Raw genomic sequence first — 25,164 nt, 5'->3', positions numbered from 1 at the left:
CTCGCCCGAGGCCGTGAACGGCCGCCCAACTCATTGAACCGGTTGACAAATTGGCATCGAACAACGCAATCCGCATCCGCGGCGCACGTCAGCACAATCTCAAGAATCTCGACCTCGACCTGCACACCGGCCAGATGACGGTCGTGACCGGCCCGTCCGGCTCCGGCAAGTCGAGCCTCGTGTTCGACACGCTCTACGCCGAAGGCCAGCGCCGCTACGTCGAAACCTTCAGCGCCTACGCGCGCCAGTTCCTCGACCGGATGGACCGTCCGCAAGTGGAGCGCGTGGACGGCGTGCCGCCCGCCATCGCCATCGACCAGACGAATCCGGTGCGCAGCTCGCGCTCGACCGTCGGCACGATGACCGAGCTGAACGACCATCTGAAGCTGTTCTACGCCCGCGCCGCCGAGCTGTTCGACAAAAAAACCTCGCAGCGCGTGCGCCATGACACGCCCGAGACGATCTACGCCGAACTGCTCGAACGCACGCGCGCCGATGATCCGCGTCTCGCGATCACGTTCCCGGTCGAGTTGCCCGACACCGCCAGCGACGCGGAAGTCGAGCAATGGCTGTCCGCGAGCGGCTACACGCGCGTCCAGGCGAAGCGCCACATCGAAACCGCGAGCGGCAAACGGCAGATGCTCGACGTCGTCGCGGACCGCTTCCGGCTGCAGAACACCGAACGCTCGCGCGCGCTGGAGGCGATCGAAAGCGCGCTGTTGCGCGGCACCGGCCGGGTGGATGTCTACGTGCTGAAGGACGAGGGCGAACCGGACATCTGGCGCTTCTCGACCGGCCTGCACAGCCCGGAGAGCGACCTGCGCTATGCGGACCCGCAGCCGGCGCTGTTCTCGTTCAACTCGGCCTACGGCGCGTGCGAAACCTGCCGGGGCTTTGGCCGCGTGATCGGCGTCGATTACGGGCTCGTGATTCCCGACGAGAAGAAGACGCTGCGCGAAGGCGCGGTCAAGACGCTGCAAACGCCTGCGTGGAAGGAAAACCAGGACGATCTCGTGCGCTACGGCGCGAAGGCGGGCATCCGGCTTGGCGTGCCCTGGAACGAGTTGACGCAACAGGAACGCGACTGGGTCATCAAGGGTTCGCCCGACTGGACCGGCAAGTGGCAGAACCAGTGGTACGGCGTACAGCGCTTTTTCGACTATCTGGAGTCGAAGGCGTACAAGATGCACATTCGCGTGCTGCTGTCGAAATATCGCAGTTACACCACGTGCCCGGTCTGTGCCGGCGCGCGCCTGAAGACCGAATCGCTGCTGTGGCGTCTCGGTACCAAGGAACAGGCGGACGCGGTGCTGCCGCCGGCGAAGCGTTTCATGCCGGAAGGCGTCGAGTGGACGCGCGCGCAGCTCGAAGCGCTGCCCGGCCTGACCGTACACGACCTGATGCTGATGCCGATCGAGCGCATCCGCCGCTTCTTCGATTCGCTGACGCTGCCCTCCACCTTGCTCGACGAAGCGCTCAAGCTGCTGCACGCCGAAGTGCGCACGCGCCTCAAATACTTGTGCGATGTCGGCCTGGGCTATCTGACGCTCGATCGCCAGAGCCGCACGCTCTCCGGCGGCGAAGTGCAGCGCATCAACCTGACCACCGCGCTCGGTACGTCGCTGGTGAACACGCTGTTCGTGCTCGATGAACCGAGCATCGGGCTGCATCCGCGCGACCTGAACCGCATCGTCGAGGCCATGCACCGGCTGCGCGACGCGGGCAATACGCTCGTCGTCGTCGAGCACGATCCTTCGGTGATGCTGGCGGCGGATCGCCTGATCGACATGGGGCCCGGTCCGGGCGAGCGCGGCGGGCAGATCGTCTATGACGGCACGCCCGGCGAGATCCAGTCCACCGACACGCTCACCGGCGCCTATCTCGGCGGCCGCAAGCAGGTGGCGCATGCGTCGAACTGGAACCGGCGCGCCGTTGACAGGAACACCCCGCGCCTCGTGCTCGAAGGCGCGAGCGACCACAATCTGCGCGATGTCACCGTCGAGATTCCGTTGCAGCGGCTCGTCTGCGTGACGGGCGTGTCGGGCTCGGGCAAATCGACGCTGATCCAGGACGTGCTTGCGCCCGCGCTGATGCGCCACTTCGGCAAGGCGACGGAAGCGCCCGGCGCGTTCCGCGACCTTAAAGGCGCGGAGCAGCTGAGCGATGTCGTGTTCGTCGATCAATCGCCGATTGGCCGGACGGCGCGCTCGAATCCGGCGAGCTACGTCGGCGCGTTCGATGAAATCCGCAAGCTCTACGCGAAGGCGCCGCTCGCGCTCCAGCGCGCCTATAGCGCGAGCATGTTCAGCTTCAATTCCGGCGATGGCCGTTGTCCGACCTGTGGCGGCTCCGGCTTCGAGCATGTCGAGATGCAGTTCCTGAGCGATGTCTATCTGCGTTGCCCGGACTGCGACGGCCGTCGTTACCGCGCCGAGATTCTCGAAGTGAAGATCGAGCGCGGCGGGCGGCATTTGAGCGTCGCGGACGTGCTCGAACTGACCGTCAGCGAAGCAGTCGAGTTGTTCGCCGACGACAAGGAAGTGCTGCGCGTGTTGCAGCCCATCGTCGATGTCGGGCTCGAATACGTGAAGCTGGGTCAGCCGGTGCCGACGCTGTCGGGCGGCGAGGCGCAGCGTCTGAAGCTCGCGGGCTTTCTCGCGGAGACGTCGCAGGGCACGAAGGGCAAGAAGGGCGGCGAAGCGGAAAGCCGCCTCTTCATGTTCGACGAACCGACCACCGGCCTGCATTTCGACGACATCGCCAAGCTGATGCGCGCGCTGGGCCGGCTGCTGGAGCGCGGTCATTCGCTGATCGTGATCGAGCACAATCTCGACGTGATCCGCGCCGCCGACTGGATCATCGATCTCGGTCCCGAAGGCGGCGACGGCGGCGGTCAGGTGATATGCGTCGGCACGCCGGACGAGGTGGCCGCCTGCGAACACTCGCATACCGGCCGGGCGTTGCTCGACTACGAGGAAGCCATGGCGCCGGGCGCGGCGGACAAGCGCGCGGGCGTGCCGCTGCAACTCGCCGCCGAAGTGGCGAGCGCGCGGCGCGCGTTGCAGGGCGAGGACGTGGTGCGCATCGTCAACGCGCGCGAGCACAACCTGAAGTCGCTCGACGTCGATATCCCGCACAACAAGTTCAATGTGGTGACGGGCGTGTCGGGTTCGGGCAAGTCGACGCTCGCCTTCGACATCCTGTTCCACGAGGGCCAGCGCCGTTATCTCGAATCGTTGAACGCGTATGCGCGTTCCATCGTGCAGCCGGCGGGCCGCCCGGAAGTCGATGCCGTGTATGGCATTCCGCCGACCGTCGCCATCGAGCAGCGGCTGTCGCGCGGCGGGCGCAAGTCCACGGTCGCGACGACCTCGGAAGTCTGGCACTTCCTGCGCCTGCTGTATGTGAAGCTCGGCATCCAGCACTGCATTCACGACGGCACGCCGGTGCAGTCGCAGAGTTCGGAATCGATCGCCGCGCAGATCATGCGCGATTTCAGGGGCGCGCATGTCGGGCTGCTTGCGCCGCTCGTCGTGAACCGCAAGGGCGTCTATACGGATCTGGCGAAATGGGCGAAGGCGCGCGGCAACACGCATCTGCGCGTGGACGGCGAATTCCTGCCGGTGAGCCCGTGGCCCAAGCTCGACCGCTTCCGCGAACACACGATCGAACTGCCGGTGGCGGATTTGATCGTCACGCCCGAGAACGAAGGCGAGCTGCGCCGCCTGCTCGACGACACGCTTGAAATCGGCAAGGGCGTGATGCATCTGCTCGCGCCGCTCGACGACCTGTACGGTTCCTGGGCCGACGGCAAGCGCCGTGGCGCGGAAGCAATGCGCGTGTTCTCGACCAAGCGGGCGTGTCCGGTGTGCGGCACGAGCTATCCCGAACTCGATCCACGCATGTTCTCGTACAACAGCAAGCACGGCTGGTGCAACACCTGCGTGGGCACCGGCGTGAAGCTGACGCGCGAGCAGCGCGCCGCGTTCGACGACACGCTGTTCGCGCAGGACGATCGTGGCCGCGAACAGACCATCGGCTCGGTGGATCAGGAGCCGGACGACATCGTCGATCAGCCGTGTCCGGATTGCGAAGGCACGCGCCTGAACGACGTCGCGCGCGCGGTCACGTTCGGCAATTATCCGATCACGGAAGTGGGCCGCTGGACCGTCAGCGATACGCGCGAATGGATCTCGACGCTCCGGCTGACAGGACGTGACGCTGACATTGCGCGTGACGTCGTGAGCGAGATCGAAGGGCGTCTGCAGTTCCTCGAAGAGGTCGGGCTCGGTTATCTGAGCCTCGATCGCGCCGCGCCGACGCTCTCCGGCGGCGAGGCGCAGCGCATCCGTCTCGCCGCGCAGCTCGGCAGCAACCTGCAGGGTGTGTGCTATGTGCTCGATGAACCGACCATCGGCTTGCATCCGCGCGACAACCTGATCCTGCTCTCCGCGCTCAAGAAGCTGAACGACAAGGGCAATACGCTCGTGGTCGTCGAGCACGACGAGGACACCATCCGCCGCGCGGATCACATCATCGACATCGGGCCGGGCGCGGGCAAGCGCGGCGGCACCGTGGTCGCGCAGGGCACCGTGACGGATCTCGCGGCTCACAAGGCGTCGCTGACCGGCCAGTTCCTCGCCAACCCGATCGTGCATCCGCTGCAGCCGCGTCGCGAAGTGCGCACCGCCACCGCGAAGCGCGCCGCCGTGCCGGAGCAATGGCTCACGGTCGAAGGCGCGACGCTGCATAACCTGCGCGACGTGACAGCGAGCGTGCCGCTGAACCGGCTCGTCGCGATCACGGGCGTGTCCGGCTCCGGCAAGTCGACGCTCGCGCGCGACGTGCTGATGACCAACCTGCTCGACGCGGTCGGCCGCTCGGTGCTGTCGTCGCCGGCGGTGCGGCGCGCGCGCAAGTCGGCGCAGGCGGACAAGCCGGCGCCGGGCTCGCGCGCCAGCGTGCTCGCGCGCGAAGCGCCGCGGCCGAAGTTCGACGTCAAGCATGCGTGGCAGGGGTGCAGCGGCGTGACCGGTTTCGAGTCCATCGACCGCGTGCTCGAAGTGGATCAGACGCCGATCGGCAAGACGCCGCGCTCGTGTCCGGCCACGTACATCGGCATGTGGGACACCATCCGCAAGCTGTTCGCCGATACGCTCGAAGCCCGCGCGCGCGGCTATACGCCGTCGCGCTTCTCGTTCAACACGGGCGAGGGACGCTGCCCGGCCTGCGAGGGCCAGGGCGTGCGCACCATCGCGATGAGTTTCCTGCCGGACGTGAAGGTGCCGTGCGACGTGTGTCACGGACAGCGCTTCAATCCGGAAACGCTGGCGGTGACGTGGCGCGGCAAGAACATCGGCGAAGTGCTGACCATGGAGATTGATGAAGCCGTCGAGTTCTTCTCGTCGATGCAAAGCATTGCGCACCCGCTGCAACTGCTGCGCGATGTCGGCCTCGGTTATCTGACGCTTGGCCAGCCTTCGCCGACGCTGTCAGGCGGCGAGGCGCAGCGCATCAAGCTCGTGACGGAACTCTCGAAGGTGCGCGACGACATCACGCGGCGCGGCCAGAAGCCGCCGCACACGCTCTACGTGCTCGACGAGCCGACAGTCGGCCTGCACATGGCCGACGTCGCGAAGCTGATCCGCGTGCTGCACCGGCTGGTGGACGGCGGGCATAGCGTGATCGTCATCGAGCACGATCTCGACGTGATCGCCGAAGCCGACTGGGTGCTCGACCTCGGTCCGGAAGGCGGCGTGAACGGCGGCATGATCGTCGCGGCGGCGGACCCGGACACGCTGGCGACGCATCCGCGCAGTCACACAGGCACGGCGTTGCGGCCGGTGCTGGCACGCGCGAGGCCTGCTGAAAATGCTGCGTGACCTGGACGCGCTCATCGCTTCGATGGAGCCTGAGCTTCAGCCGGGCGTGTATGTGTTCGCGTCGGTGGCACAAGGGGACGTGCCCGCCGCCGACGTGATTGCGACCTTCCGCGAGCGCGAAGGTCTGACGGTCGTGATGGAAGAGCACGCGGCGCAGGCAGCGGGCCTGACGCCGCTGTTCCGCGCGGCGTGGATCACGCTGACCGTGCATTCGGACCTGCATGCGGTGGGGCTGACGGCGGCGTTCGCGCAGGCGCTGGGCGAAGCGGGCATCAGTTGCAACGTGATGGCGGCGGCCTATCACGATCACCTCTTCGTGCCCGCCGACGATGCCGCGCGCGCCATGGACGCGCTGCTTTCCTTGCAGAAACGGGCTGGTATGCTGGCGGCCTCTTCGAAACCCTGAAAGCACACCCGATGGAAACGCAGGACAAAGCCGTTGCGCTAAAAAGAATGAAGTGGTTCGCCTTCGCGCTGCTGATCGCGGCCGGCGCGTTGTTCGCGCTCGCCAAGAGCCGGCACGATGCGGGGCTATGGGCGTGGGTATCGTCGTTCGCGGAAGCCGCGATGGTCGGCGCGCTCGCCGACTGGTTCGCGGTGGTCGCGCTGTTCCGCCATCCGCTTGGCGTGCCCATTCCGCACACGGCGATCCTGCCGGCGAACAAGGCGCGCGTCGGCGACAACCTCGCCGCGTTCGTGCGCGACCGCTTCCTCGGCACCGATGCGCTGGTGGCGCGCGTGAACGCGTTCGATCCGGCGAGCCGCTTGTCGCTCTGGCTTGCGGAGCCGAAGAACGCCGAGCTGCTCGGCAAGAAGGCGGTGACGGCGGTGGGCCAGCTTCTTTCCTTCGCCGATGACGACCGCATCAAGACCATGCTGCACGATACGTTGCGCCGTCGCGCGGACCAGTTCGATCTGGCGGGCGCGGCGGGCGGCGTGCTGGCGTCGCTGACCTCGGACCGGCGGCATCAGTTGCTGCTCGACGAAGGGCTCACGCAGCTGGCCGCATGGCTCGACAAACCCGAAGTGCAGGAGATGCTCGCGGCGCGCATCGTCGCGGTGGCGGGCGAGGAGTATCCGAAGCTGGTCGGCATGCTGGGCTTCGTCGGACTGAGCGCCGAGGAACTCGGTGGCAAGTTCGCGGCGGGACTGGTGCGCGGCGCGAACCAATGGCTGCACGACATCAGCAGCGATCCGGAGCATGAACGCCGACAGGCTTTCGATGCAGCCGTGGCGCGCTTCGTCGAACGCCTGCGCACGGACCCGGCGTTCAAGGCGCGCATCGACGAGCACAAGCGCGAATGGCTCGAGCGGCCCGAACTGCGCGACTACGTGAACGGTCTGTGGGACGAATTCGTCGCGTGGCTCGATGCGGACATCAGGCGGCCCGACTCGGCGCTGCACATGAAGGTGGTCGCGATGGCGGGCGGTTTCGCCGCGGCGCTCGGCAACGATCCCGCTTTGCGCGATTCGATCAACGAGCACATGCGCGACGCGCTGAAGGCGCTGGCGCCGGAGTTGCGCGACGGCATCGCGAAGCATATCGCCGCAACGGTCAAGCAATGGGACGACGCGACGCTCGTGCGCGACGTTGAGCTGAACATCGGGCGGGACTTGCAGTTCATCCGCGTGAACGGAACGCTGGTGGGCGGCGCGGTGGGCATTTTGATTCACGCGGTCACGACGCTGCTGTAATGGCAGGAACAGGCGCCGAAGGGAACATCGGCGCCGGGGTTCATGCGGATCAGCCAGCGTCGGGATCCATGTTGCTCTCGGCGAAAGCCGGTTCTTCGACAGCGTCGTCGGCGGGCGCTTGCCCGCCCGCATCGGTTTGCGCCGTTTGCGTCGACGCCGGGAGTGCGGCCGCAGGCGGTGAGGCCGAGGCGATCGTCGCGCCCATCGGTGCGCCGGAAACGTCGTAGGCCTGGGCGGTTTGCGTGCCGTTCCTGCCAAACGTGTGGGCGACCGACGCGCCGTCTTTGTCAAACTCGTCCGTCTCCGTGAGCGCGCCACGACCGTCGTAAGTCGTGGCGGTATAGGCGCCGTCCGGCTGCCGCGCATACTGAATGTGCTTCTGCACGTTGCCGCCGGCATCCTTGACGTCCGCGGAGGTGAGCTTGCCGTCGGGACCGAAATTTTGCGTGCCCTGCATGCCGGACGCGTAGGTTTCGTTCATCGACGTGATGTTGCCGTCGCCGGCCGGATCGCTTAATTGCACGGCGGTTGGCGAGCCCAGTCCCGGCGGCACGATGTTCCTGTCTCCGCCCGCGTAGTAGTCGAAATAGGTTTTCGACAGGTCGGTGCTCGGTCGCTGCAACGCGTTCATCGCAGCGGCCGCCTCCATCATTCCGTTTCTGTCCTGCTCGACCGACCGGCCCGCATTCACCTCGGCCGCGTGCACCTGGTCGAGCGCCTGCTCGATCGGACCGCCCGGCGCTTCGCCGATGATGCCGACAAGCGTGCCCGGATGGCCATCGCTCGTGGTGTTTTCGAGAATCTCGTGCTCAACTCTCCAGTTGTTGTAGATCGCTTCTCCTTCGTCTCGCATGCCGTTCATTGCCCGCACGTTGTACGCCGACGGATCGCGTGCAGGCGTGTCGTAGCGAGCGGCAAGCGCTTTATCATTCTGACGACTCTCGAAGTGGCCAAGCTCGTGAGACAGTCCGGCGATCCAGTTGTTGTCGTCGAATTGGGCGACGTCGTGACTGAGCACGATGCGGTGCTTGACCGCGTTGTCGAAGTAACCCCCGCCGTCCGGGCCGATCTCGATGGGCTTCATTTCTCCTGCCGCAATCGCTGCACCGTAGTCAGTGAGATCCTTTTGCAAGGTCGGACTCTTGTTGATCAGCGACACCTGACTTTGCGTCGGGCGCACGTCGCCCCAGTACGACTCGGTCCCGGTAACCGGTTTGATGGCCATGTGGCTCCCCTTTATGGTTCGGCTCATCTGGCCGCGCCAATGAGCCAGCGGATGAACGTGCGCGGACGGAGCACTATTCACCGCGGAGCCTCTGTCCGGGCGGTAAGGGGATATCTCGCGGGCACGTCGTCGAGCCCGCCCGGGCCGCGAGCGATATGATGTGGGCACCCGGCGCCCTGTGCGGCAGCCGGCCGGACGTGGCACCTCAACCTCTTGCGCGCGCAACGTATCCCATGGCCCCACCCAACAACGCACTGATCGAAGAGTTCTACACTGCGTTCCAGCGTCTCGATGCCGAAGCGATGGCCGCCTGCTACGCGCCCGACATCCTGTTCCAGGATCCCGCGTTCGGCGTGCTGCGCGGCAGGGAGGCCGGCGACATGTGGCGCATGCTGCTGGGCCGTGCGGCGGATTTCTCGCTGTGCTTCGACAGCATCAAGTCCATCGGCCAGGTGGCGAGCGCGCGGGCCGTGGCGCGCTACACGTATTCCGCGACCGGCCGGCTCGTCGTCAACGAGATCCACGCGCGCTTCGCGATCCGCGACGGCCTCATCGCCGAACACACCGACGTCTTCGATCTCTGGCGCTGGAGCCGGCAGGCGCTCGGGCCGAGCGGCTGGCTGCTGGGCTGGACGCCGCAGATGCAGCACGCCATCCAGAGCCGCGCGCGCCGCACGCTGAACGACTATCGCCTGAAGTATCGCAAGGCCGCGCCATGACACGCATCGACAGCACGGACGCCGCGCTCCTCGACGCCGCGCGTCTCGAAGACGAATGGCTCGAGGCGGATGCCTTTGGCGGCTTCGCATCGGGCACCGTGGGCACCCTGCGCACGCGGCGCTATCACGCGCTGCTGCTCGCGGCCACGCAGCCGCCTGCAGGACGCGTCGCGCTCGTCAACGGCGTCGAGGCATGGCTCGACGCGGACGGCCAGCGCTATCCGCTGACCATGCAGCACTACGCGCCCGACGTCCTTTATCCCGATGTCCGCGCCAGCCTGCTGTCCTTCGATACCTCGCCTTGGCCGACGTGGCGCTTTCGCGTGGGTATGCAAGCGGAAGCGGTGATCGTGGCCGAGGTGTTCGTCGCCAAGGAGAGCCGCGAGACCGTATTGCGCTGGCGTTTCGAAGGCGCGCCGCCGGCCGCGTTGCAGAATGCGCGTCTGCACGTGCGGCCGCTGGTTTCCGGACGCGACTATCACGCGCTGCATCACGAGAACCCCGCGTTCGGCTTCGATGCCACCGTCGAGGGCGAGCGCGTGCAGTGGCGTCCCTACGGCGACCTGCCTGTCATCTACGTGAAAGCCAACGGCGCCTATGAGCATGCGCCCGACTGGTATCGCAACTTCTGCTATGCCCGCGAACGCGAGCGCGGTCTCGATTTCATCGAAGACCTCGCGGCGCCGGGCGTCTTTCATTTCGATCTCGCGCGCGCCGACGCCGTCATGATCCTGCATGCCCACACAGGACCTGAGCGGCCGGACGCGGAGACCGCGCTCGCGCATGCGACGCGTCTCGCCGCGGCCGAAACGCAGCGGCGCGCGGCGTTCGGTTCGCGGCTCGCACGCTCCGCCGATGCCTACGTGGTCAACCGCAGCAATGGCCGCACGATCATCGCGGGCTTTCCGTGGTTCACGGACTGGGGCCGCGACACCTTCATCTCGATGCGCGGCCTGCTGCTGGCGTCGGGCCGCCACGATGAAGCCGAGTCCATCCTGCTCGAATGGGCCGACACGATCTCCGAGGGCATGGTGCCGAACCGCTTTCCCGACAGCGGCGGGCTGCCGGAATACAACTCCGTCGATGCGTCGCTGTGGTTCGTCGTCGCCGTGCAGGACTATCTGGCGACGGGTCACGCGCATGCCGCGACGGCGAGCCGCCTGCAACGCGCGGTCGGCGCGATTCTCGACGGCTATGCGCGCGGCACGCGCTTCGGCATCGCCGCCGACAGCGACGGCCTGCTGCGCGCGGGCGTGCCCGGCGTGCAGCTCACCTGGATGGACGCGAAGGCGGGCGACTGGGTCGTGACGCCGCGCATCGGCAAGCCGGTCGAGGTGCAGGCGCTGTGGATCAACGCGCTGTCGGTGGGCGCGGCGTGGAGCGGGCAGTGGCAGACGTTGCGCGACCAGGCGCGCAGCGCATTCGCCGCGCGCTTCGTCGATCCGGCGACACACACGCTCTACGATGTCGTCGACGTGGATCACGAGCCCGGCAAGCTGGATCGCGCGGTGCGTCCGAACCAGATCTTCGCGGTGGGCGGGCTGCCGTTCGCGGTGGTGGAGGACGAGGTGGCGCGCGCGGTCGTCGCGCAGGTCGAAGCGCAACTGCTGACGCCGCTCGGCCTGCGCACGCTTGCGCCCTCGGACCCGGCGTACCGGCCGCATTACGCGGGCGGCGTGCTGGAACGCGACGGCGCGTATCACCAGGGCACCGTGTGGCCGTGGCTACTGGGGCCGTTCGTCGAGGCCTGGGTTCGCGTGCACGGCGCGGCGGGCGCACGCGAGCGGTTCCTGACGCCCATGTACGCGCATCTCGACCGCTACGGGCTGGACCACATCAGCGAAGTCGCCGATGGCGACGCGCCCCACACGCCCGGCGGCACGCCGTTCCAGGCGTGGTCGCTCGCGGAACTGCTGCGCATGGAGAAACTGCTCGGCACGAACTGAACATGGTGCGCGCGCCGCCTGCCCAAACGCGCTAAATTACGGCTCTTGCCAGAGGGTTCGCGCACGGCCTGGACAAGCTCCGGGCGACGTCCTGCGCGGCCGCACATCAGGAGACGTTCATGCCGAAATCGCGCCCCGTCAATCAGATCGACACCGTCGAGGGCTCACGGCTCCATTCGGCCGATTGCGCCCACTGGCAGCGCTGGGGACCGTATCTGAGCGAACGCCAATGGGGCACGGTGCGCGAGGACTACAGCGAATTCGGCACGGCCTGGGAATACTTTCCTCACGATCACGCGCGCAGCCGCGCCTACCGCTGGGGCGAGGACGGTCTCGCCGGTTTCGGCGACGACAAGCTCAACTGGTGCGTATCGCTGGCGCTGTGGAACGGTGCGGACCCGATCATCAAGGAGCGGCTTTTCGGTCTGACGAACCAGGAGGGCAATCACGGCGAGGACGTCAAGGAACTGTACTTCTACCTCGACGGCACGCCGACGCATTCCTACATGCGCATGCTCTACAAGTATCCGCATGCAGCGTTTCCCTACGCCGATCTCGTCGATGAAAATGGCCGGCGCAGCGCCGAACTGCCCGAGTACGAAGTGCTCGACACCGGCGTCTTCGACGGCGAACGCTACTTCGACGTGCAAGTGGAGTACGCGAAGCACACGCCCGACGACATCCTCATGCGCGTGACCGTCGAGAATCGCGGCGCGGTGGCGGCCGTGCTCGACGTGCTGCCGCAGATCTGGGCGCGCAACAGCTGGTCGTGGCGGCCGACGCCTGTGAAGCCGTCGCTGACGCAGGAGACGGTGGAGGGCGAAGGTACCTATGTGCTCGCCGAACAGACCGGCCACGAGCCGATGGTGGTCACGGCGTGGTCGGCGGACGGCGCGGCGGTGGACTGGCTCTTCTGCGAAAACGAAACCAATGTCCGGCGCCTGCATGACATGGAGGGCGAAGGGCCGTTCAAGGACGGCTTCAACGATTACCTCGTGAACGGCGACGAGGGCGCCATCCGCCGCGCCTCCGGCACGCGCGCGGCGGCTCATGTGCATCTGGCGCTGGAGCCGCACGGCCGCGCGGTGGTCTATCTGCGCTGGCGTCCCGAGTCGGCGCCCGACGCCGTGCCGCTCGACGCGGATGCCTTGTTCGAGCGCCGCATCGCCGAAGCGGATGAGTTCTATGGCGCGCTTCAGCACGACATTGCCGGGGTGGATCAGCGGCTCGTGCAGCGGCAGGCGCTGGCCGGCATGCTGTGGTCGAAGCAGTATTACCAGTTCGACGTCACCCGCTGGCTCGACGGCGATCCCTTGCAGCCCACGCCACCGAAGCAGCGGCGCTTCGGGCGCAACATCGACTGGCGGCATCTGTGCAATGCCGACATCGTATCGATGCCCGACAAATGGGAGTACCCGTGGTACGCATCATGGGATCTCGCGTTCCATGCGGCGGCCTTTGCGCTGATCGACCCGGAATTCGCCAAGCGGCAATTGCTGCTGCTCGTGAAAGACCGCTATCAGCATCCGAACGGACAACTGCCCGCCTACGAATGGGCTTTCGGCGACGCCAATCCGCCGGTGCATGCGTGGGCCACGTGGCGGGTCTACGAGATCGATCGCGCGATCACCGGCAAGAGCGACCGCGACTTTCTCGAACTCGTGTTCCACAAGCTGCTGCTGAACTTCTCGTGGTGGGTCAACCGCAAGGACGCCGACGGCAAGAACATCTTCCAGGGCGGCTTTCTCGGGCTGGACAATATCGGCATCTTCGACCGCTCGTCGCCGCTGCCGACCGGCGGTCACATCGACCAGGCCGACGGCACCGCGTGGATGGCCGCCTATGCGCTCGACCTGATGCGCATCGCGCTCGAACTCGCCTATGCGAACAAGGTGTTCATCGACATTGCGGTGAAGTTCTTCGAGCACTTCCTGTACATCGCCGAGGCCGTGAGCTGCGAGGACGATTGCGATACCGGCCTGTGGGACATGGAAGACGAGTTCTTCTACGACAAGCTGCGCCTGCCGGACGGCAGCAATGTGCCGATGCGCATCCGCTCGATCGTCGGGCTGAGTCCGCTGTTTGCCGTGCATGTGCTGGAGCCGCGCGTGCACGGCTCGCTGCCGGGACTGCGCGACCGCATGCACTGGTTCCTCGAACATCGTCCGGACCTGGCCAAGCTCGTGTCGCGCTGGAATATCGCGGGGCGCGGCAACAGCGTGCTGCTGTCGCTGCTGCGGGGGCATCGCATGAAAGCGCTGCTCCGGCGCATGCTCGACGAAACCGAGTTCCTCTCGGATCACGGCGTGCGGGCGCTGTCGCGCGTCCATCTCGACAACCCGTTCGTCTTCTATCACAACAGCGAAAGCTTCAGCATCCGCTATCTGCCGGGCGAGTCGGACTCGCGCGTGTTCGGCGGCAACTCGAACTGGCGCGGTCCGGTGTGGATGCCGGTCAACTTCCTGCTGATCGAATCGATTCGCGAGTTCCACCGCTATTACGGCGACGACTTCCAGGTCGAATACCCGACCGGTTCAGGCCAGAAGTTTTCGCTCGCGCATATCGCCGATGAACTTGCGCGCCGCGTCAGCATGCTGTTCCTGCTCAATGCGAACGGCGAGCGTCCGGTGATGCGCGCCTATCCGCAATTGCAGGCGGATCCGCGTTCGCGCGACCTCGTGCTGTTTCACGAATATTTTCATGGCGACAACGGGCGCGGCGTCGGCGCGTCGCATCAGACGGGCTGGAGCGGGTTGGTCGCGCTGCTGTTGCACCCGCATGCGTCGGGGCCGTCGGGCGTCGTGCCGCTTGCCGGCGAAGCCGATGCCGAAGTCCAGGAGTTCGCCGGAGCGAAGTAAGGCCGCGCGCGGCAGTTTCGGAATCGTCCGATTGTGGCGAGTTCTTCGTTTTCGTATGGTTGCTCCGAGGCAATCGAAGCGAGACCACGGAGAACACGATGAGTCATGCCATCAACCGGCACTCCGTGAGCGGCTACCGCCAGCGGCTGGGCGCCTGGAGCCAGGTCAGGATCGAACATGAGCATTGCCCGCCGTTCGCCATCGTGATGACGGTGTTCGGCGTGGCCATGACCGGCATCGTCTGGTTCAGCGGCCGGCTCCACAGTTTCGCCGGCGGCTGGATTGTCGGCCTGACGATCTTCGCCGCGCTGGGGGTGTTCATCGACCGCCGTTTCAGCGGCGCGCGGGCGTTCGAGAGGCGCATCCGGCGTGTGGCGCTCAGGCAGCGGCGGCAGCCATGGCAACGACAGAGCGGCTCAGCAGCACCGGAATGGACTTCGATGTCGGCGTGCCTGCGCCGTCCGCGACTGAAGACAGTGGCACGAGCGGATTCGTCTCCGGGTAATACGCGCCGAGACAGCCGCGCGGAATGTCGTATTCCACCAGGGTGAAACCGTTCACGCGGCGCTCCACGCCGTCGTCCCATACGCTCGTAATGTCCACGCGTTCGCCCGGCTCGAAGCCGAGCATATCGATGTCCTCGCGGTTCGCAAACAACACGTGACGCTGGCCGTACACGCCGCGATAACGGTCATCGAGTCCGTAGATGGTCGTGTTGTATTGATCGTGCGAGCGGGTCGTCATCAGCGTCATCAGGCGCTCGCCGTGACGCGCGCGGGCACGATGAATCGGCGTGTCGTGCGCAATGGCATGCACGATGAACTGCGCCTTGCCGCTCGGCGTCTTCCACACGCGCTCGCGCGAGGCCACGCCCAGATGAAAGCCGCCCGGTTGCTTGAGGCGCTCGTTGTAGCGCCCGAAACCGTCGATCACCTTTTCGATGCCGTCGCGGATCAGTGCGTAATCGCCCGCCTGCGCGAGCCAGTCCACCTTCGCTGAACCGAGCGTTGCCCGCGCCATGCGTGCGACGATCGCCACCTCGGAGAGCAGGTTCGGCGAGGCCGGCTTGTTCATGCCGTACGAGATGTGCACCATGCTCATCGAGTCCTCCACGGACACGCCTTGCGGCACGCCGTTCTGCAGATCGATTTCAGTGCGGCCGAGCGTCGGCAGGATCAGCGCGTCGCGGCCATGCACCAGATGGCTGCGGTTGAGCTTGGTCGTGATGTGCACGGTGAGGTCGCACGCGCGCATGGCTTCCCAGGTGCGCGGCGTGTCGGGTGTCGCGATCGAGAAGTTGCCGCCCAGCCCGATGAACACCTTCACCTTGCCTTCGAGCATCGCGTGGATGGTTTCCACCACGTCGTAGCCGTGCTCGCGCGGCGGCTCGAAATCGTAGGCCGCGCCGAGCCGGTCGAGAAAGTCCTGGGTCGGCTTTTCTTCGATGCCCACGGTCCGGTCGCCCTGCACGTTCGAATGGCCGCGCACCGGGCACAGCCCCGCGCCGCGCCGGCCGATATTGCCGCGCATCATCATCAGGTTCGACAGCAACTGGATGGTCGGCACCGAGTTCTTGTGCTGCGTGAGGCCCATGCCCCACGTCGAGATGACGGCGCGGCCCTTCACGTAGATGTCGGCGAGCTTCAGCAGGTCGTCCCGTTCCACGCCCGATTCGGCGAGGATCGCGTCCCAGCTTTCGGCGCGCAGGTCGTTGGCGAAGGCGTCGAAATTCACCGTGTGCTCCGCGATGAACGCCACATCCAGCACGCGTTCGCTGCCGCTCGCGGTGGCTGCGTCATCCAGTTCGATCACGCGCTTGGCCACGCCCTTGATGAGCGCGAAGTCGCCGCCCACCTTCGGACGGATGAACACCGAACTGATCTTCACGCCCTTCGGCGACAGCATGTCGAGCGTGTGCTGCGGGCTCGCGAAGCGTTCGAGGCCGCGCTCCTTCAGCGGATTGATCGACACGATGGTCGCGCCGCGCTTCGCGCATTCGCGCAGTTCGCCGAGCATGCGCGGATGGTTCGTCGCCGGGTTCTGGCCGAACAGCAGCAGCGTGTCGGCGTGCTCGAAGTCGTCGAGCGTGACCGTGCCCTTGCCGACGCCCACCGTATGCGGCAGGCCGCGGCTCGTCGCCTCGTGACACATGTTCGAGCAGTCGGGGAAATTGTTGGTGCCGTACATTCGCACGAACAACTGGTACAGGAACGCGGCTTCGTTGCTGGCGCGGCCCGAGGTGTAGAAGGCGGCGCGGTCGGGATCGTCGAGTTGCTTCAGGTGCGATGCGATCAGCTCGAACGCATCGTTCCATTCGATACGCACGTAGCGGTCGCGCTTTGCATCGTAGACGAGCGGGTCGGTCAGGCGGCCGTGCTGTTCCAGTTCATAGTCGGTCTGCGCCATCAGCGCGCTCACCGTGTGCTGCTCGAAAAACGCAGGCGTCACGCGCTTGCTGGTCGCTTCGGCGGCGACGGCCTTCACGCCGTTTTCGCAGAACTCGAAGGTCGAGCCATGTTCGCGGTCGGGCCATGCGCAGCCGGGGCAATCGAAGCCGTCGGGCTGGTTCTGCTTGAAGAGCGTCCGGTAGTTCCCGCCCGCCACGCGCTCCTTGACGAGGTTGATGGCGACCTGCTTCAACGCACCCCAGCCCGCGGCCGGGTGCGTGTAGGGTTCGATGCGGGCTTCGGGCTTCTTCATGGCGTTCGGATCAGGCAGAGCATGCAATGAGAGAAGCCTACTGTGTCCCGAAACGAACGCGGCGCACAGAAAAAGCGAAATCCGAGGGATACAGTTGCGACGTTTTGCCCTAGACTGCACAGTCAGGCCCGCCGCGAAGTCTCCAAGGAACAGCGCCCAGTGAAACTCTACGAAAAGCTCGCCGATGAAATCGAGGAAGCCGTGCGCCGCGGCGTATTCGCGGCCGGGGAGAAGATCGCGTCGGTGCGGCAGGCGAGCCAGCAGCACGGCGTGAGCATCAAGACGGTGCTGCACGCTTACGCCATTCTGGAGAGCCGCGGCGTGCTGGAGACGCGGCCGCAGTCCGGCTATTTCGTGCGCGCCAAGGCACCGGCGGGCGTGGCGCAAGCCGCGCCGAAGCGGGTGAGCGCCACGGCATCCGAAGTCGACGTCAGCGGGCTGGTGCTCTCGACCCTGCGCAGCATCCGCGCGCATGACGCCGTGCCGTTCGGTTCGCCATATCCGGATCCCGAGCCGTTTCCGTGGCGGCGCATCAACCAGTACGCGAACGCCATCGCGCGGCGCCATTCGAGCTGGAACCTGATCGACGACCTGCCGCCCGGCAATCCCGAATTGATCCGGCAGATTGCGCGGCGCTACGCGGAGAACGGCGTGCCGGTGAATCCGGAGGAGATCGTCATCACCGTCGGGGCGACCGAGGCGATCAACCTCAGCCTGCAGGCGGTCGCGAAGCCGGGCGATACGGTCGCGGTCGAATCGCCGACTTACTACGCGATGCTGCATGCGATCGAGCGCCTCGGCATGCGCGCAATCGAAGTACCGACGCATCCCGTCGACGGCATCGATGTCGAGGCGCTCGCGCAGATCATCGCGAAACGCAAGATCGCCGCCTGCATGGTGATGCCGAACTTCCAGAATCCGCTCGGCTTCCAGATGCCCGACGAACGCAAGCGCGCGCTCGTGGACCTGCTCACGGAGCACGACATTCCCGCCATCGAGAACGATGTCTATCACGAGCTCTACTACGGCGACACACGCCCGACGACGCTCAAGAACTTCGACACCCAGGGCCTCGTGCTGCATTGCGCGTCGTTCTCGAAGAGCCTGACGGCGTCGTACCGGATCGGCTGGGCGATGCCGGGGCGCTATCGGGCGCAGGTCGAGAAGCTCAAGTTCCTCAACACGCTGACGACGCCGTCCGTGCCGCAGATCGCCATCGCCGATTATCTGCGCCAGGACGGCTACGACCGGCATTTGCGGCGCGTGCGGCGGCTCTACCGGCAGCAGGCGCGCATCATGACCGCGCTGGTCGAACGTTTCTTTCCGGCGGGCACGCGCACCTCGGCGCCGCAGGGCGGCTATGTGCTGTGGGTGGAACTGCCGGAGCGCGTCGATTCGATGCGGCTCTACCGCGCGGCGCTCGACTGCGGCATCACGGTCGGGCCGGGTTATATGTTCTCGACACGCAATGCCTTCAGCCATTTCATCCGGCTCAACTACAGTTATCCGTGGACGGCGCAGAGCGAAGCCGCGTTGCGGCGGCTGGGCGCGCTGGCCGGCGAGATTGCCGCGCAGCCCTTGCGCGTATAAGGAGAAAGGAGACAGGACATGAGCGACGACATCGATCCGGCGCTGGTCGCCGTGCTGGAACAACTGTGGCGCGCGCGGGAAGGGATGCCGCAGCGCGCCTGGTCGCTGGCCAAACTGGCGAAGCAGGCCGGGCTGCCGATGAGCGCGCTCAGGCGCCAGTTGACCGGGCTCGAAGAAGCGGGTCTCGCGCAGGTGACGATCAACGAGGACGGCACCGGCAGCGCGTGGCTCAGCGAGCAGGGCGAGACCTTGTGCCAGGCGGTGTTCGGCGCGGGATGAAGCGGGTCGACGCAGGTTCGTAGCAAGCCTTTTCAACACCCCGCGCACTCTCGAAACCGTGGACATCCATATCACGCTGCACGGCCGTCGCGACCTCACCGGCCAGATCTATGCGCAACTGCGCGCGGGTATCGTCGAAGGGCGGCTCGCGGCGCACGCGCGCCTGCCTTCCACCCGCGATCTCGCCGCCCAGCTCGGCGTGTCGCGCAAGACCACGCTCGACGTCTTCGAGCGCCTGATCGCCGAAGGTTTCCTGCGCACCCGCGCCGGCGACGGCACCTTCGTCGCCGTTGGTCTCGCGCGCCTGCCTGGCGCACGCGCCGAAGCGCAGTCGGCCCGTGCGCGTGCGGCCGGCATCTGGCGCCAGCTGCCCGAGCGCATGACCATGCCGATGCCGCCCGCCGGCGAGCCGCTCGATTGCGACTTCAAGGGCGGCGTGACCGACCGGACGCTGTTCCCGCACGACGCCTGGCGCCGCTGCGTCAACCGCGCGCTGCGCGCGCAGGCGCGTGCGGGCGGCGGCGTGGCGGGCTATCGCGATCCGGGCGGCGAGCAGGAACTGCGGCTGGGCATCGCGCGCTATCTCGCGTTCAGCCGCGCGGTGGCCTGCAACTGGCAGGACGTGCTGGTCACGCAGGGCGCGCAACAGGCGCTCGATCTGCTGGCGCGCGTCGTGATTCGTCCGGGCGATGTCGTCGCCGTCGAGGAACCGGGTTATCCGCCGGCACGCGCACTGTTCGCGTCGATGGGCGCGCGGCTCGCGCATGTGCCGGTGGACGCCGAGGGCATCGTCGTGAGCCGGCTGCCGCGCAACACGCGGCTCGTCTATGTCACGCCGTCGCACCAGTTCCCGCTCGGCATGCCGATGAGTCTCGACCGGCGCGTCGCCTTGCTCGAATGGGCGGCGCGGCGCGGGGCGGTGATCGTCGAGGACGACTACGACGGCGAATTCCGCTTCGAGGGCCGGCCGATGGAGTCGCTGAAGAGTCTGGATCATGCGGGCGTGGTGGCCTATGTCGGCACCTTTTCGAAGACGCTCTTTCCCGATCTGAGGCTGGGCTACGTGGTGCCGCCGCCGAGCTTGTCCGGGCCGCTGTGGCATGCCCGGCAGATCTGCGACTGGCACGGCTGCATGCTCACGCAGACGGCGCTCGGCGCATTCATGCTCGACGGCGATTTCGCGCGGCATCTGCGGCGCATGCACAAGGCCTATGCCGGGCGACGCGCGCGCCTGCTCGCGCATCTGGATGGCGCGCTGGCGCAGTGGTTCGAGCCGCTGCCGGCGTCGGCGGGCATTCATCTGGTGGCGCGGCTCAAGGCGCCGTGGCGCGAGGACGAGGTGGTCGCGGCGGCGCGGGGCGTGTCGGTGGGGATCGCCGGGATACGCGGCTTTCATGCCGGCCCGCCGACGCAGCAAGGCGTGCTGCTGGGTTACGGCGGAACGGCGGAAGCGGTCATCGAAGACGGGATGACGCGGCTTGCGGCGCTGATGAACGCCTGGGTGACGTAGGCCTTCTGCGGCGTCAATCGACGTTCGTGATCATGCCGGGAATCTCCAGCACCGGCAGGGCGCCCAGGTTGTCCTTCGCCAGCCGTATGGCTTCGGTGATGAGCGCCTCCTTGTTCGCATGCGGAAACACCGCCTTGCTCGCGCCCCGGGCGCGAAAGATGGCCACGATCCCGACCGGCCCGGTCTTGAGGAGCCGTTCGCTGTCGAACGAGCCGCGCTGGATGAAGACATCGGGACGCGTCATCACGATGACTTCGTTGTGCTCCTGATGAAGTCTGCGGGTGTGTTCGAGCACGTCCTCGGGCGAAATGATCGGATAGCGGTCCGCCTGGTCGAGGATGTGCTGCGTCAGAAGTCCGTTGCGTTTATGCGCGGGCATGGCCTGGACCCGGGCGGCCAGACTCGGGATCAACCAGTTTTGCTGACGGTCGAGATTGCCCTTGTTGGCATCGAAATCCATGTCCTTGAACGACGTCAGCAGGATGTTCTGCGTGGGAACGCGCAACGCGACGCCCACCGTTGCGTAGGTGAAGCGGTTGTTCTCGTCGATGACGCTGGCGCTGATCGTGTCCCACCGATTCAACGCCTTCGTCCCCTCGCGGAAGAGCTGCATGCCGTTCGCGCGTTCGAGTTCGCCGCAGTGGACCGTGTGCACGAGCAGGCGAAACGCCGCGTAATCGCTGTTTTCGAGTGTGTCGGGATCTGAAAATGCCGAGTCGTCCCACGCATCCAGTTCCGCCGATAACACGTCCGGCAAGGGCGGTGTATGGGTAGCCCGGATCTCGGGCTCGAGCAGGCTGCGGCGCGTGCGTTCTCCAGGCGCGGCAGTCTTCTTCCTGCTAAGCGAGGCGCGGCTCAACGGCAGGCAATACCGGGTTCTGGGCACGGTCACGGCTCCTTCGGGTCATCGCCAACCCGTGTGCCGGTTTTACCCGGAAACCGTGTCTCAAAAAAGGTCTTCTCGTCGATGCACACGCGTGGCCGCGATTGTTTCCGTTCGCGATGCACGCGTCTCCGGATCATTCCGCTTGCGCTGCCGGCCACGCGTATCGATCACGGTGGCCGGTTCCGTCCGCGTCGCGGCGTGTTACTGATCGCACAACAGCAGCAGCTTCTCCTGCGCCGAACACGTCGCCTTCTTCATGCGTTGCATCGCGCCATCCTGCTGACGCGCCGACACCTGGCGCGTCGGATTCTGCGACTGCTCCGCCGCCGCCGTGCGTTGCGCGATGCAGGCGCGCAAGTGCTTTTCCATCGGCGGATAGTATTTCCAGCCGCGCGTGAGCGGCGGCAGTTCGAGATGCACCTGCTTCCACTTCGGATGCCCTTGCGCCTGCAGCGTGTCGAAGTTGGTACACAGCGAATCCGCGAACTTCGACAGCGCGCCGACCGTACCGCGCAGACCGTAGTCGTAGGTCACGAGAAAGGCCTTGACGGTGAGCGTCGGCGTGTCTTCCTGGATCCAGTTCGGATAACTGGACGTGCGGATCGTGGCGGGAAAGTAGGTCTGTTTCGCGCGCGCGGTTTCGGGTGCGCTGGCGTCGAGGCGCAGCAGCTTGATCTGCTTCAGCAGTTCCGGATTCATGTCCTGGAACAGCTTGGCCGGCTGGCCCGCGACGATCACCGCCACGTCGATCTTGCCGACGATCAGCTTCGCCAGCGAATCCTCGTTGTTGAGATGCTGCTCATTGGCGTCGGCGATCGGTTCGCCGAACATCAGCCGGTACAGCGTTTCGGCCGACTGCGCGGTGCCGCTGCCGATCGGTCCGACGCTGATGTTCTTGCCCTTGATCTCCTGGATGTTCTTCATCGGCGAATCGGACCGTGCGACGAAATAGATCTCCTCGTCGTAGAGCGGCATGATGAGCCGCAGCGGCTTGATGATCTTGCCGGCTTCCGCGTTGCCGGAGGTCGCCATGTCCATGTACGCCTGATACACGTCCGACTGCACCAGCGCGAACTTCACGCCCGGCTCGTAGCGCATGCGCTGCACGTTTTCGGCCGAGCCCTTCGACGGCAGCACGTCGAGCTCGATGCCCGCCGGTTCGGCCACGTACTTCGACAGATCCTGTCCGATCTGGATATAGGTGCCGCGCTCCTGACCCGTGGTGATCTTGTAGGGAATCGGATCGGCCGCGAAGCTGAGCGGTGCGCCGGCGAACCCGGTGATCCCCGTGACGGCGACGAGCGCAAGCAGGCTTCGCGCGGCATTGCCCATGCGTTGTTTGATGAACATGATGGTCCCTTGGTCGGAGTTGGACGGCTGCTCTGAAACTCGCGCGTGGCCGGTGCGAAAGAAGTCTCGCGTACGGTTGGCGCGCAATCCGGTCGTGCGCGGTCACTCACATGCGGCCTGTGGCGCGTTGCGCGAGAGGCGGTGTGTGCCGTGCGTCGTCGTTGTCGGTGCTTGCGGTGCTTGCGGTGCTGTCTCTGCTGTTTTTTGCTGCTACTGCTGTCTCGGCTCGTTCTCGTTCTGTGTGTGCTGCTCGTTCTTGTCGTGGCGCTCGTGATTCTTTTTCTTTGTGCGCCGATCAGGCTTGCTGACGTCTCGTCGTGTCTGGTATCTCGTGTTTTGCTGCTTTCTGCTTTCTGCTTTCTGCTTTTGCTGTTGTTTTTGCTCTTCGCTCTTCGCTCGTTGCCGTGTGCCGTTTGCTGATCGCTTATTGCGAGGGCTTCTGGCTTCGGCTCGAGTCGCCGTTGCTGCTCCAGCCGTACTGCTTGATAGCGCGTTCGAGTTCCTCGGATTTGTCGGAATCGAGATGCGCGCCCGCCGGCATGGCGCCGAATTGCGGCGAGGCCGCAGTCGCGACAGGCTGCGCACTGCGCGTCGCGACAGCCGGCGCCGCGGCGGGGCTGGCGGTCGTTGCTGTCGCCGTTGCCGCCGTTGCCGCCGCGCGTGGCGCGACGACGTTCGGCATGGGTTGCGCGACCGCCACCGGCGGCCTCGGCACGGCGGCCGCGGTGGCGGTCGGTGTTGTCGCGGCCGCCGTGGGGACGGTGAGGGCGGACGGCTCGATCGAACTGCTCTGTCCCGTCGATTGCGGTGGCCGCGGCACCGCCGGCCGCACGGCGGGCGCTGTCTGTTGCGGCGGGTCTTCGCCGAGATAGTAGGGCGTGCGCGGATTGGCGGCGCGCGCGGCGGGCTGGGCAGGCTGAGTGGGCTGCGCGGAGGACTTTGGCTCTTCCTCGCCGAGGTAATAAGGCGTGCGCGGCGCGGCGGCCTGTGCGGCCGGAGCGGGGGTCTTGACAGCCGGTTGTGCGGGCGCCTGTGCCTGTGCGGCGGTCTGCGTCTGCGCGGGCGCTGTTGCTTGCGCGGCCGGAGCCGGGGTGGTTCTGACCGCCGGCTGCGCGGGCGCCTGCACCGCTGCCTGCGTCTGCGCGGGTGTTTGTGCCTGCACCTGTGCCGGAGGCGCGGCAACCGCAGGCGCGGGCACCTTCGTGACGACCGAGGGCGACGGCGCGACGGTTGCCGCCGTGATCGCATTGGTCGCGACCTGGCCGCGCGCGAATTTCTCCGCACGCGAATCGTAGGCGGAGTCGGATCGTGTGTCTTCCGCCGCCGCGCGCGCGGCCGCGCTGCGTTGCGCCGCGCGCTGCCGCTCGGCTGCTCTCTGCGCAGCGCTGTTCGGCTTCGCCGTGGGCGCCGCTGCTGCAACGTTTGCCTGCGCGGGAGCGCCGACGGCCGGCTTGGGCGTCGTGTCGGCGGCGTTCACGGACGGTGCGGGAGCCGTTGCGTTGGCCGCAGGGACGGACGGCGTCTTCTTCGCCAGCGCGGCCGAAGCGCTCGGCGCCAGCCAGCCCGCGTGCGAGATCACGCGCTCCAGCATGGCCTGCGATTCGATGTTGCCGCCGTCGAGCGCCAGCGCCTCGCCCGCGTTCTGCTGCACGCACGCCCATGCGGACGTCCGTTCGCAGGCGCGCGCCAGTTGCAGCGCGGCGTCGCGTTGCAGTTCGCGCTTGACCAGTTCGTCTTTGAGCGTTTCATACTCCTCGCGCGTCTGCTGCTGCGCGGGAAGCGCCTTGAGCCGCGCGCGGGCGGCGCCGAGATCGTGCTGGTCGAGGGCCGTGCGCGCGCCGCTCAGCGGATCGCCGGAAGCCAGCGCGCGGGGTTCGGACGGAGTGCGCCTGGCGGGCGCGATGGCGTTATTCCCCGTGTTGGTCGTGTCGATCGCACCGCGCGCCAGCGACCCCACCTTCGGATCGATCGCGCCGGAGACGCTGTGATCGGCGGAGGCGCCGGTGTCGTCGTCCGAGGTGCCGGACTGTTGCAGATAGAACGCCGCGCCGGCCAGCAGCACGACGCCGCACGCCGCCGCGATGAGCGTCTTGTTGCGGCTCCAGCGCTCGGAACCGGGCAGCGCGTCGGGGTCGTTGCTGGAATCGGCGTAGGCGCTGCGCGCGTGCATCTCGGCGCGCCGCGCGCGATATTCCGCCGCCTTCTGCGCGATGCGTTCGCTCGCGCGCTTCGCATCCCAGGCCGGCCAGCCGGGCCGCAGCGTGGGTTCGGCGCGATCGGTGCCGCCAAGAGACGCACCGGCTGCGGCAGAGGCTGTGGCAGAGGCTGAAGCCGAAGCCGTCTGCTCGAACATGCCGGCATTGGCCGAGGCGGGCGCGGCGGCGCGCCTGGCGCCGAGCGCGGCGGTGCGGTCCGCGCCGCAATTGGGACAACTGTCAGCGTTCTTGCGCATCGTGCTGCCGCACCGCTGGCAGACGACGGAGAACATGGATGCAGGAAACGTCAAACGCGTGGTCATGCTTGA

General features: G+C 66.7%; 15 protein-coding genes. 9 read left to right on the top strand and 6 right to left on the bottom strand.

Going from position 1 to position 25,164, the window contains the following annotated elements:
• The first annotated feature begins 50 nt into the window (after positions 1-50).
• Genes uvrA through QCE88_RS37360 form a run of 3 tightly spaced genes read left to right on the top strand, consistent with a single transcriptional unit; the run spans position 51 to position 7,577 of the window.
• Positions 51-5,882 (top strand): excinuclease ABC subunit UvrA, encoded by a 5,832-nt coding sequence (uvrA, locus tag QCE88_RS37370; protein WP_309910679.1) that lies wholly within the window; start codon positions 51-53, stop codon positions 5,880-5,882.
• On the top strand, positions 5,872-6,288 hold the full coding sequence (locus QCE88_RS37365) for an ACT domain-containing protein (RefSeq protein ID WP_309910678.1): 417 nt from the start codon (positions 5,872-5,874) through the stop codon (positions 6,286-6,288). The genes uvrA and QCE88_RS37365 overlap by 11 nt, the downstream gene beginning before the upstream one ends.
• Before the next feature lie 47 nt (positions 6,289-6,335).
• Entirely contained in the window at positions 6,336-7,577 is a 1,242-nt protein-coding gene (locus QCE88_RS37360; RefSeq protein WP_309910677.1) for a DUF445 domain-containing protein, read from the top strand.
• Between the two features lie 49 nt (positions 7,578-7,626).
• On the opposite strand, the gene QCE88_RS37355 is transcribed toward QCE88_RS37360, so the two are convergent.
• Positions 7,627-8,970: a hypothetical protein gene (locus QCE88_RS37355; protein WP_309910676.1), complete on the bottom strand. Its 1,344-nt coding sequence runs from the start codon at positions 8,968-8,970 to the stop codon at positions 7,627-7,629.
• Positions 8,971-9,035: 65 nt separating this feature from the next.
• On the opposite strand from QCE88_RS37355, the gene QCE88_RS37350 reads away from it, so the two are divergent.
• The 3 genes from QCE88_RS37350 (at position 9,036) to QCE88_RS37340 (ending at position 14,325) form a co-directional block, all read left to right on the top strand.
• Positions 9,036-9,521: a nuclear transport factor 2 family protein gene (locus QCE88_RS37350; protein ID WP_309910675.1), complete on the top strand. Its 486-nt coding sequence runs from the start codon at positions 9,036-9,038 to the stop codon at positions 9,519-9,521.
• Positions 9,518-11,467 carry an amylo-alpha-1,6-glucosidase gene (locus tag QCE88_RS37345; RefSeq protein WP_309910673.1) on the top strand — a complete coding sequence of 650 codons (1,950 nt, stop codon included), beginning with the start codon at positions 9,518-9,520 and terminating at the stop codon, positions 11,465-11,467. Before QCE88_RS37350 ends, QCE88_RS37345 begins: the two co-directional genes overlap by 4 nt.
• 119 nt (positions 11,468-11,586) lie before the next feature.
• Positions 11,587-14,325, top strand: a complete 2,739-nt coding sequence (locus tag QCE88_RS37340) for an MGH1-like glycoside hydrolase domain-containing protein (RefSeq protein ID WP_309910671.1) — start codon at positions 11,587-11,589, stop codon at positions 14,323-14,325.
• Between the two features lie 133 nt (positions 14,326-14,458).
• On the opposite strand, the gene QCE88_RS37335 is transcribed toward QCE88_RS37340, so the two are convergent.
• Both QCE88_RS37335 and QCE88_RS37330 read right to left on the bottom strand, forming a co-directional pair.
• On the bottom strand, positions 14,459-14,647 hold the full coding sequence (locus QCE88_RS37335; RefSeq protein WP_309910670.1) for a hypothetical protein: 189 nt from the start codon (positions 14,645-14,647) through the stop codon (positions 14,459-14,461).
• A 56-nt stretch (positions 14,648-14,703) separates the two neighbouring features.
• Positions 14,704-17,025, bottom strand: a complete 2,322-nt coding sequence (locus QCE88_RS37330; protein ID WP_309910669.1) for an FdhF/YdeP family oxidoreductase — start codon at positions 17,023-17,025, stop codon at positions 14,704-14,706.
• Positions 17,026-17,184: 159 nt separating this feature from the next.
• Here QCE88_RS37330 and QCE88_RS37325 point away from each other — a divergent pair, with 159 nt between their 5' ends.
• From QCE88_RS37325 to QCE88_RS37315, 3 genes are read left to right on the top strand one after another with little or no spacing between them, the layout of a single operon-like run.
• Positions 17,185-18,615: a PLP-dependent aminotransferase family protein gene (locus QCE88_RS37325; RefSeq protein ID WP_309910667.1), complete on the top strand. Its 1,431-nt coding sequence runs from the start codon at positions 17,185-17,187 to the stop codon at positions 18,613-18,615.
• Between the two features lie 18 nt (positions 18,616-18,633).
• Positions 18,634-18,894, top strand: a complete 261-nt coding sequence (locus QCE88_RS37320; protein WP_309910665.1) for a helix-turn-helix domain-containing protein — start codon at positions 18,634-18,636, stop codon at positions 18,892-18,894.
• A gap of 58 nt (positions 18,895-18,952) precedes the next feature.
• Positions 18,953-20,404 (top strand): PLP-dependent aminotransferase family protein, encoded by a 1,452-nt coding sequence (locus QCE88_RS37315; protein ID WP_309910664.1) that lies wholly within the window; start codon positions 18,953-18,955, stop codon positions 20,402-20,404.
• Between the two features lie 13 nt (positions 20,405-20,417).
• Here the strand turns inward: QCE88_RS37315 and QCE88_RS37310 are convergent, their stop codons facing one another.
• From QCE88_RS37310 to QCE88_RS37300, 3 genes are all read right to left on the bottom strand, one after another.
• Positions 20,418-21,290 (bottom strand): hypothetical protein, encoded by an 873-nt coding sequence (locus QCE88_RS37310; protein WP_309910662.1) that lies wholly within the window; start codon positions 21,288-21,290, stop codon positions 20,418-20,420.
• 201 nt (positions 21,291-21,491) lie between these two features.
• Positions 21,492-22,640, bottom strand: a complete 1,149-nt coding sequence (locus QCE88_RS37305; protein WP_309910661.1) for a TAXI family TRAP transporter solute-binding subunit — start codon at positions 22,638-22,640, stop codon at positions 21,492-21,494.
• Positions 22,641-23,064: 424 nt separating this feature from the next.
• A complete protein-coding gene (locus QCE88_RS37300) occupies positions 23,065-25,158 on the bottom strand; it encodes a zinc ribbon domain-containing protein (protein WP_309910659.1) in 2,094 nt (697 codons plus the stop codon).
• Between the last annotated feature and the right edge of the window lie 6 nt (positions 25,159-25,164).

Origin of the sequence: Caballeronia sp. LZ035, assembly GCF_031451175.1 — a bacterium.
Taxonomy (GTDB): domain Bacteria; phylum Pseudomonadota; class Gammaproteobacteria; order Burkholderiales; family Burkholderiaceae; genus Caballeronia.
This window is presented reverse-complemented; position numbering and strand designations above follow the sequence as displayed.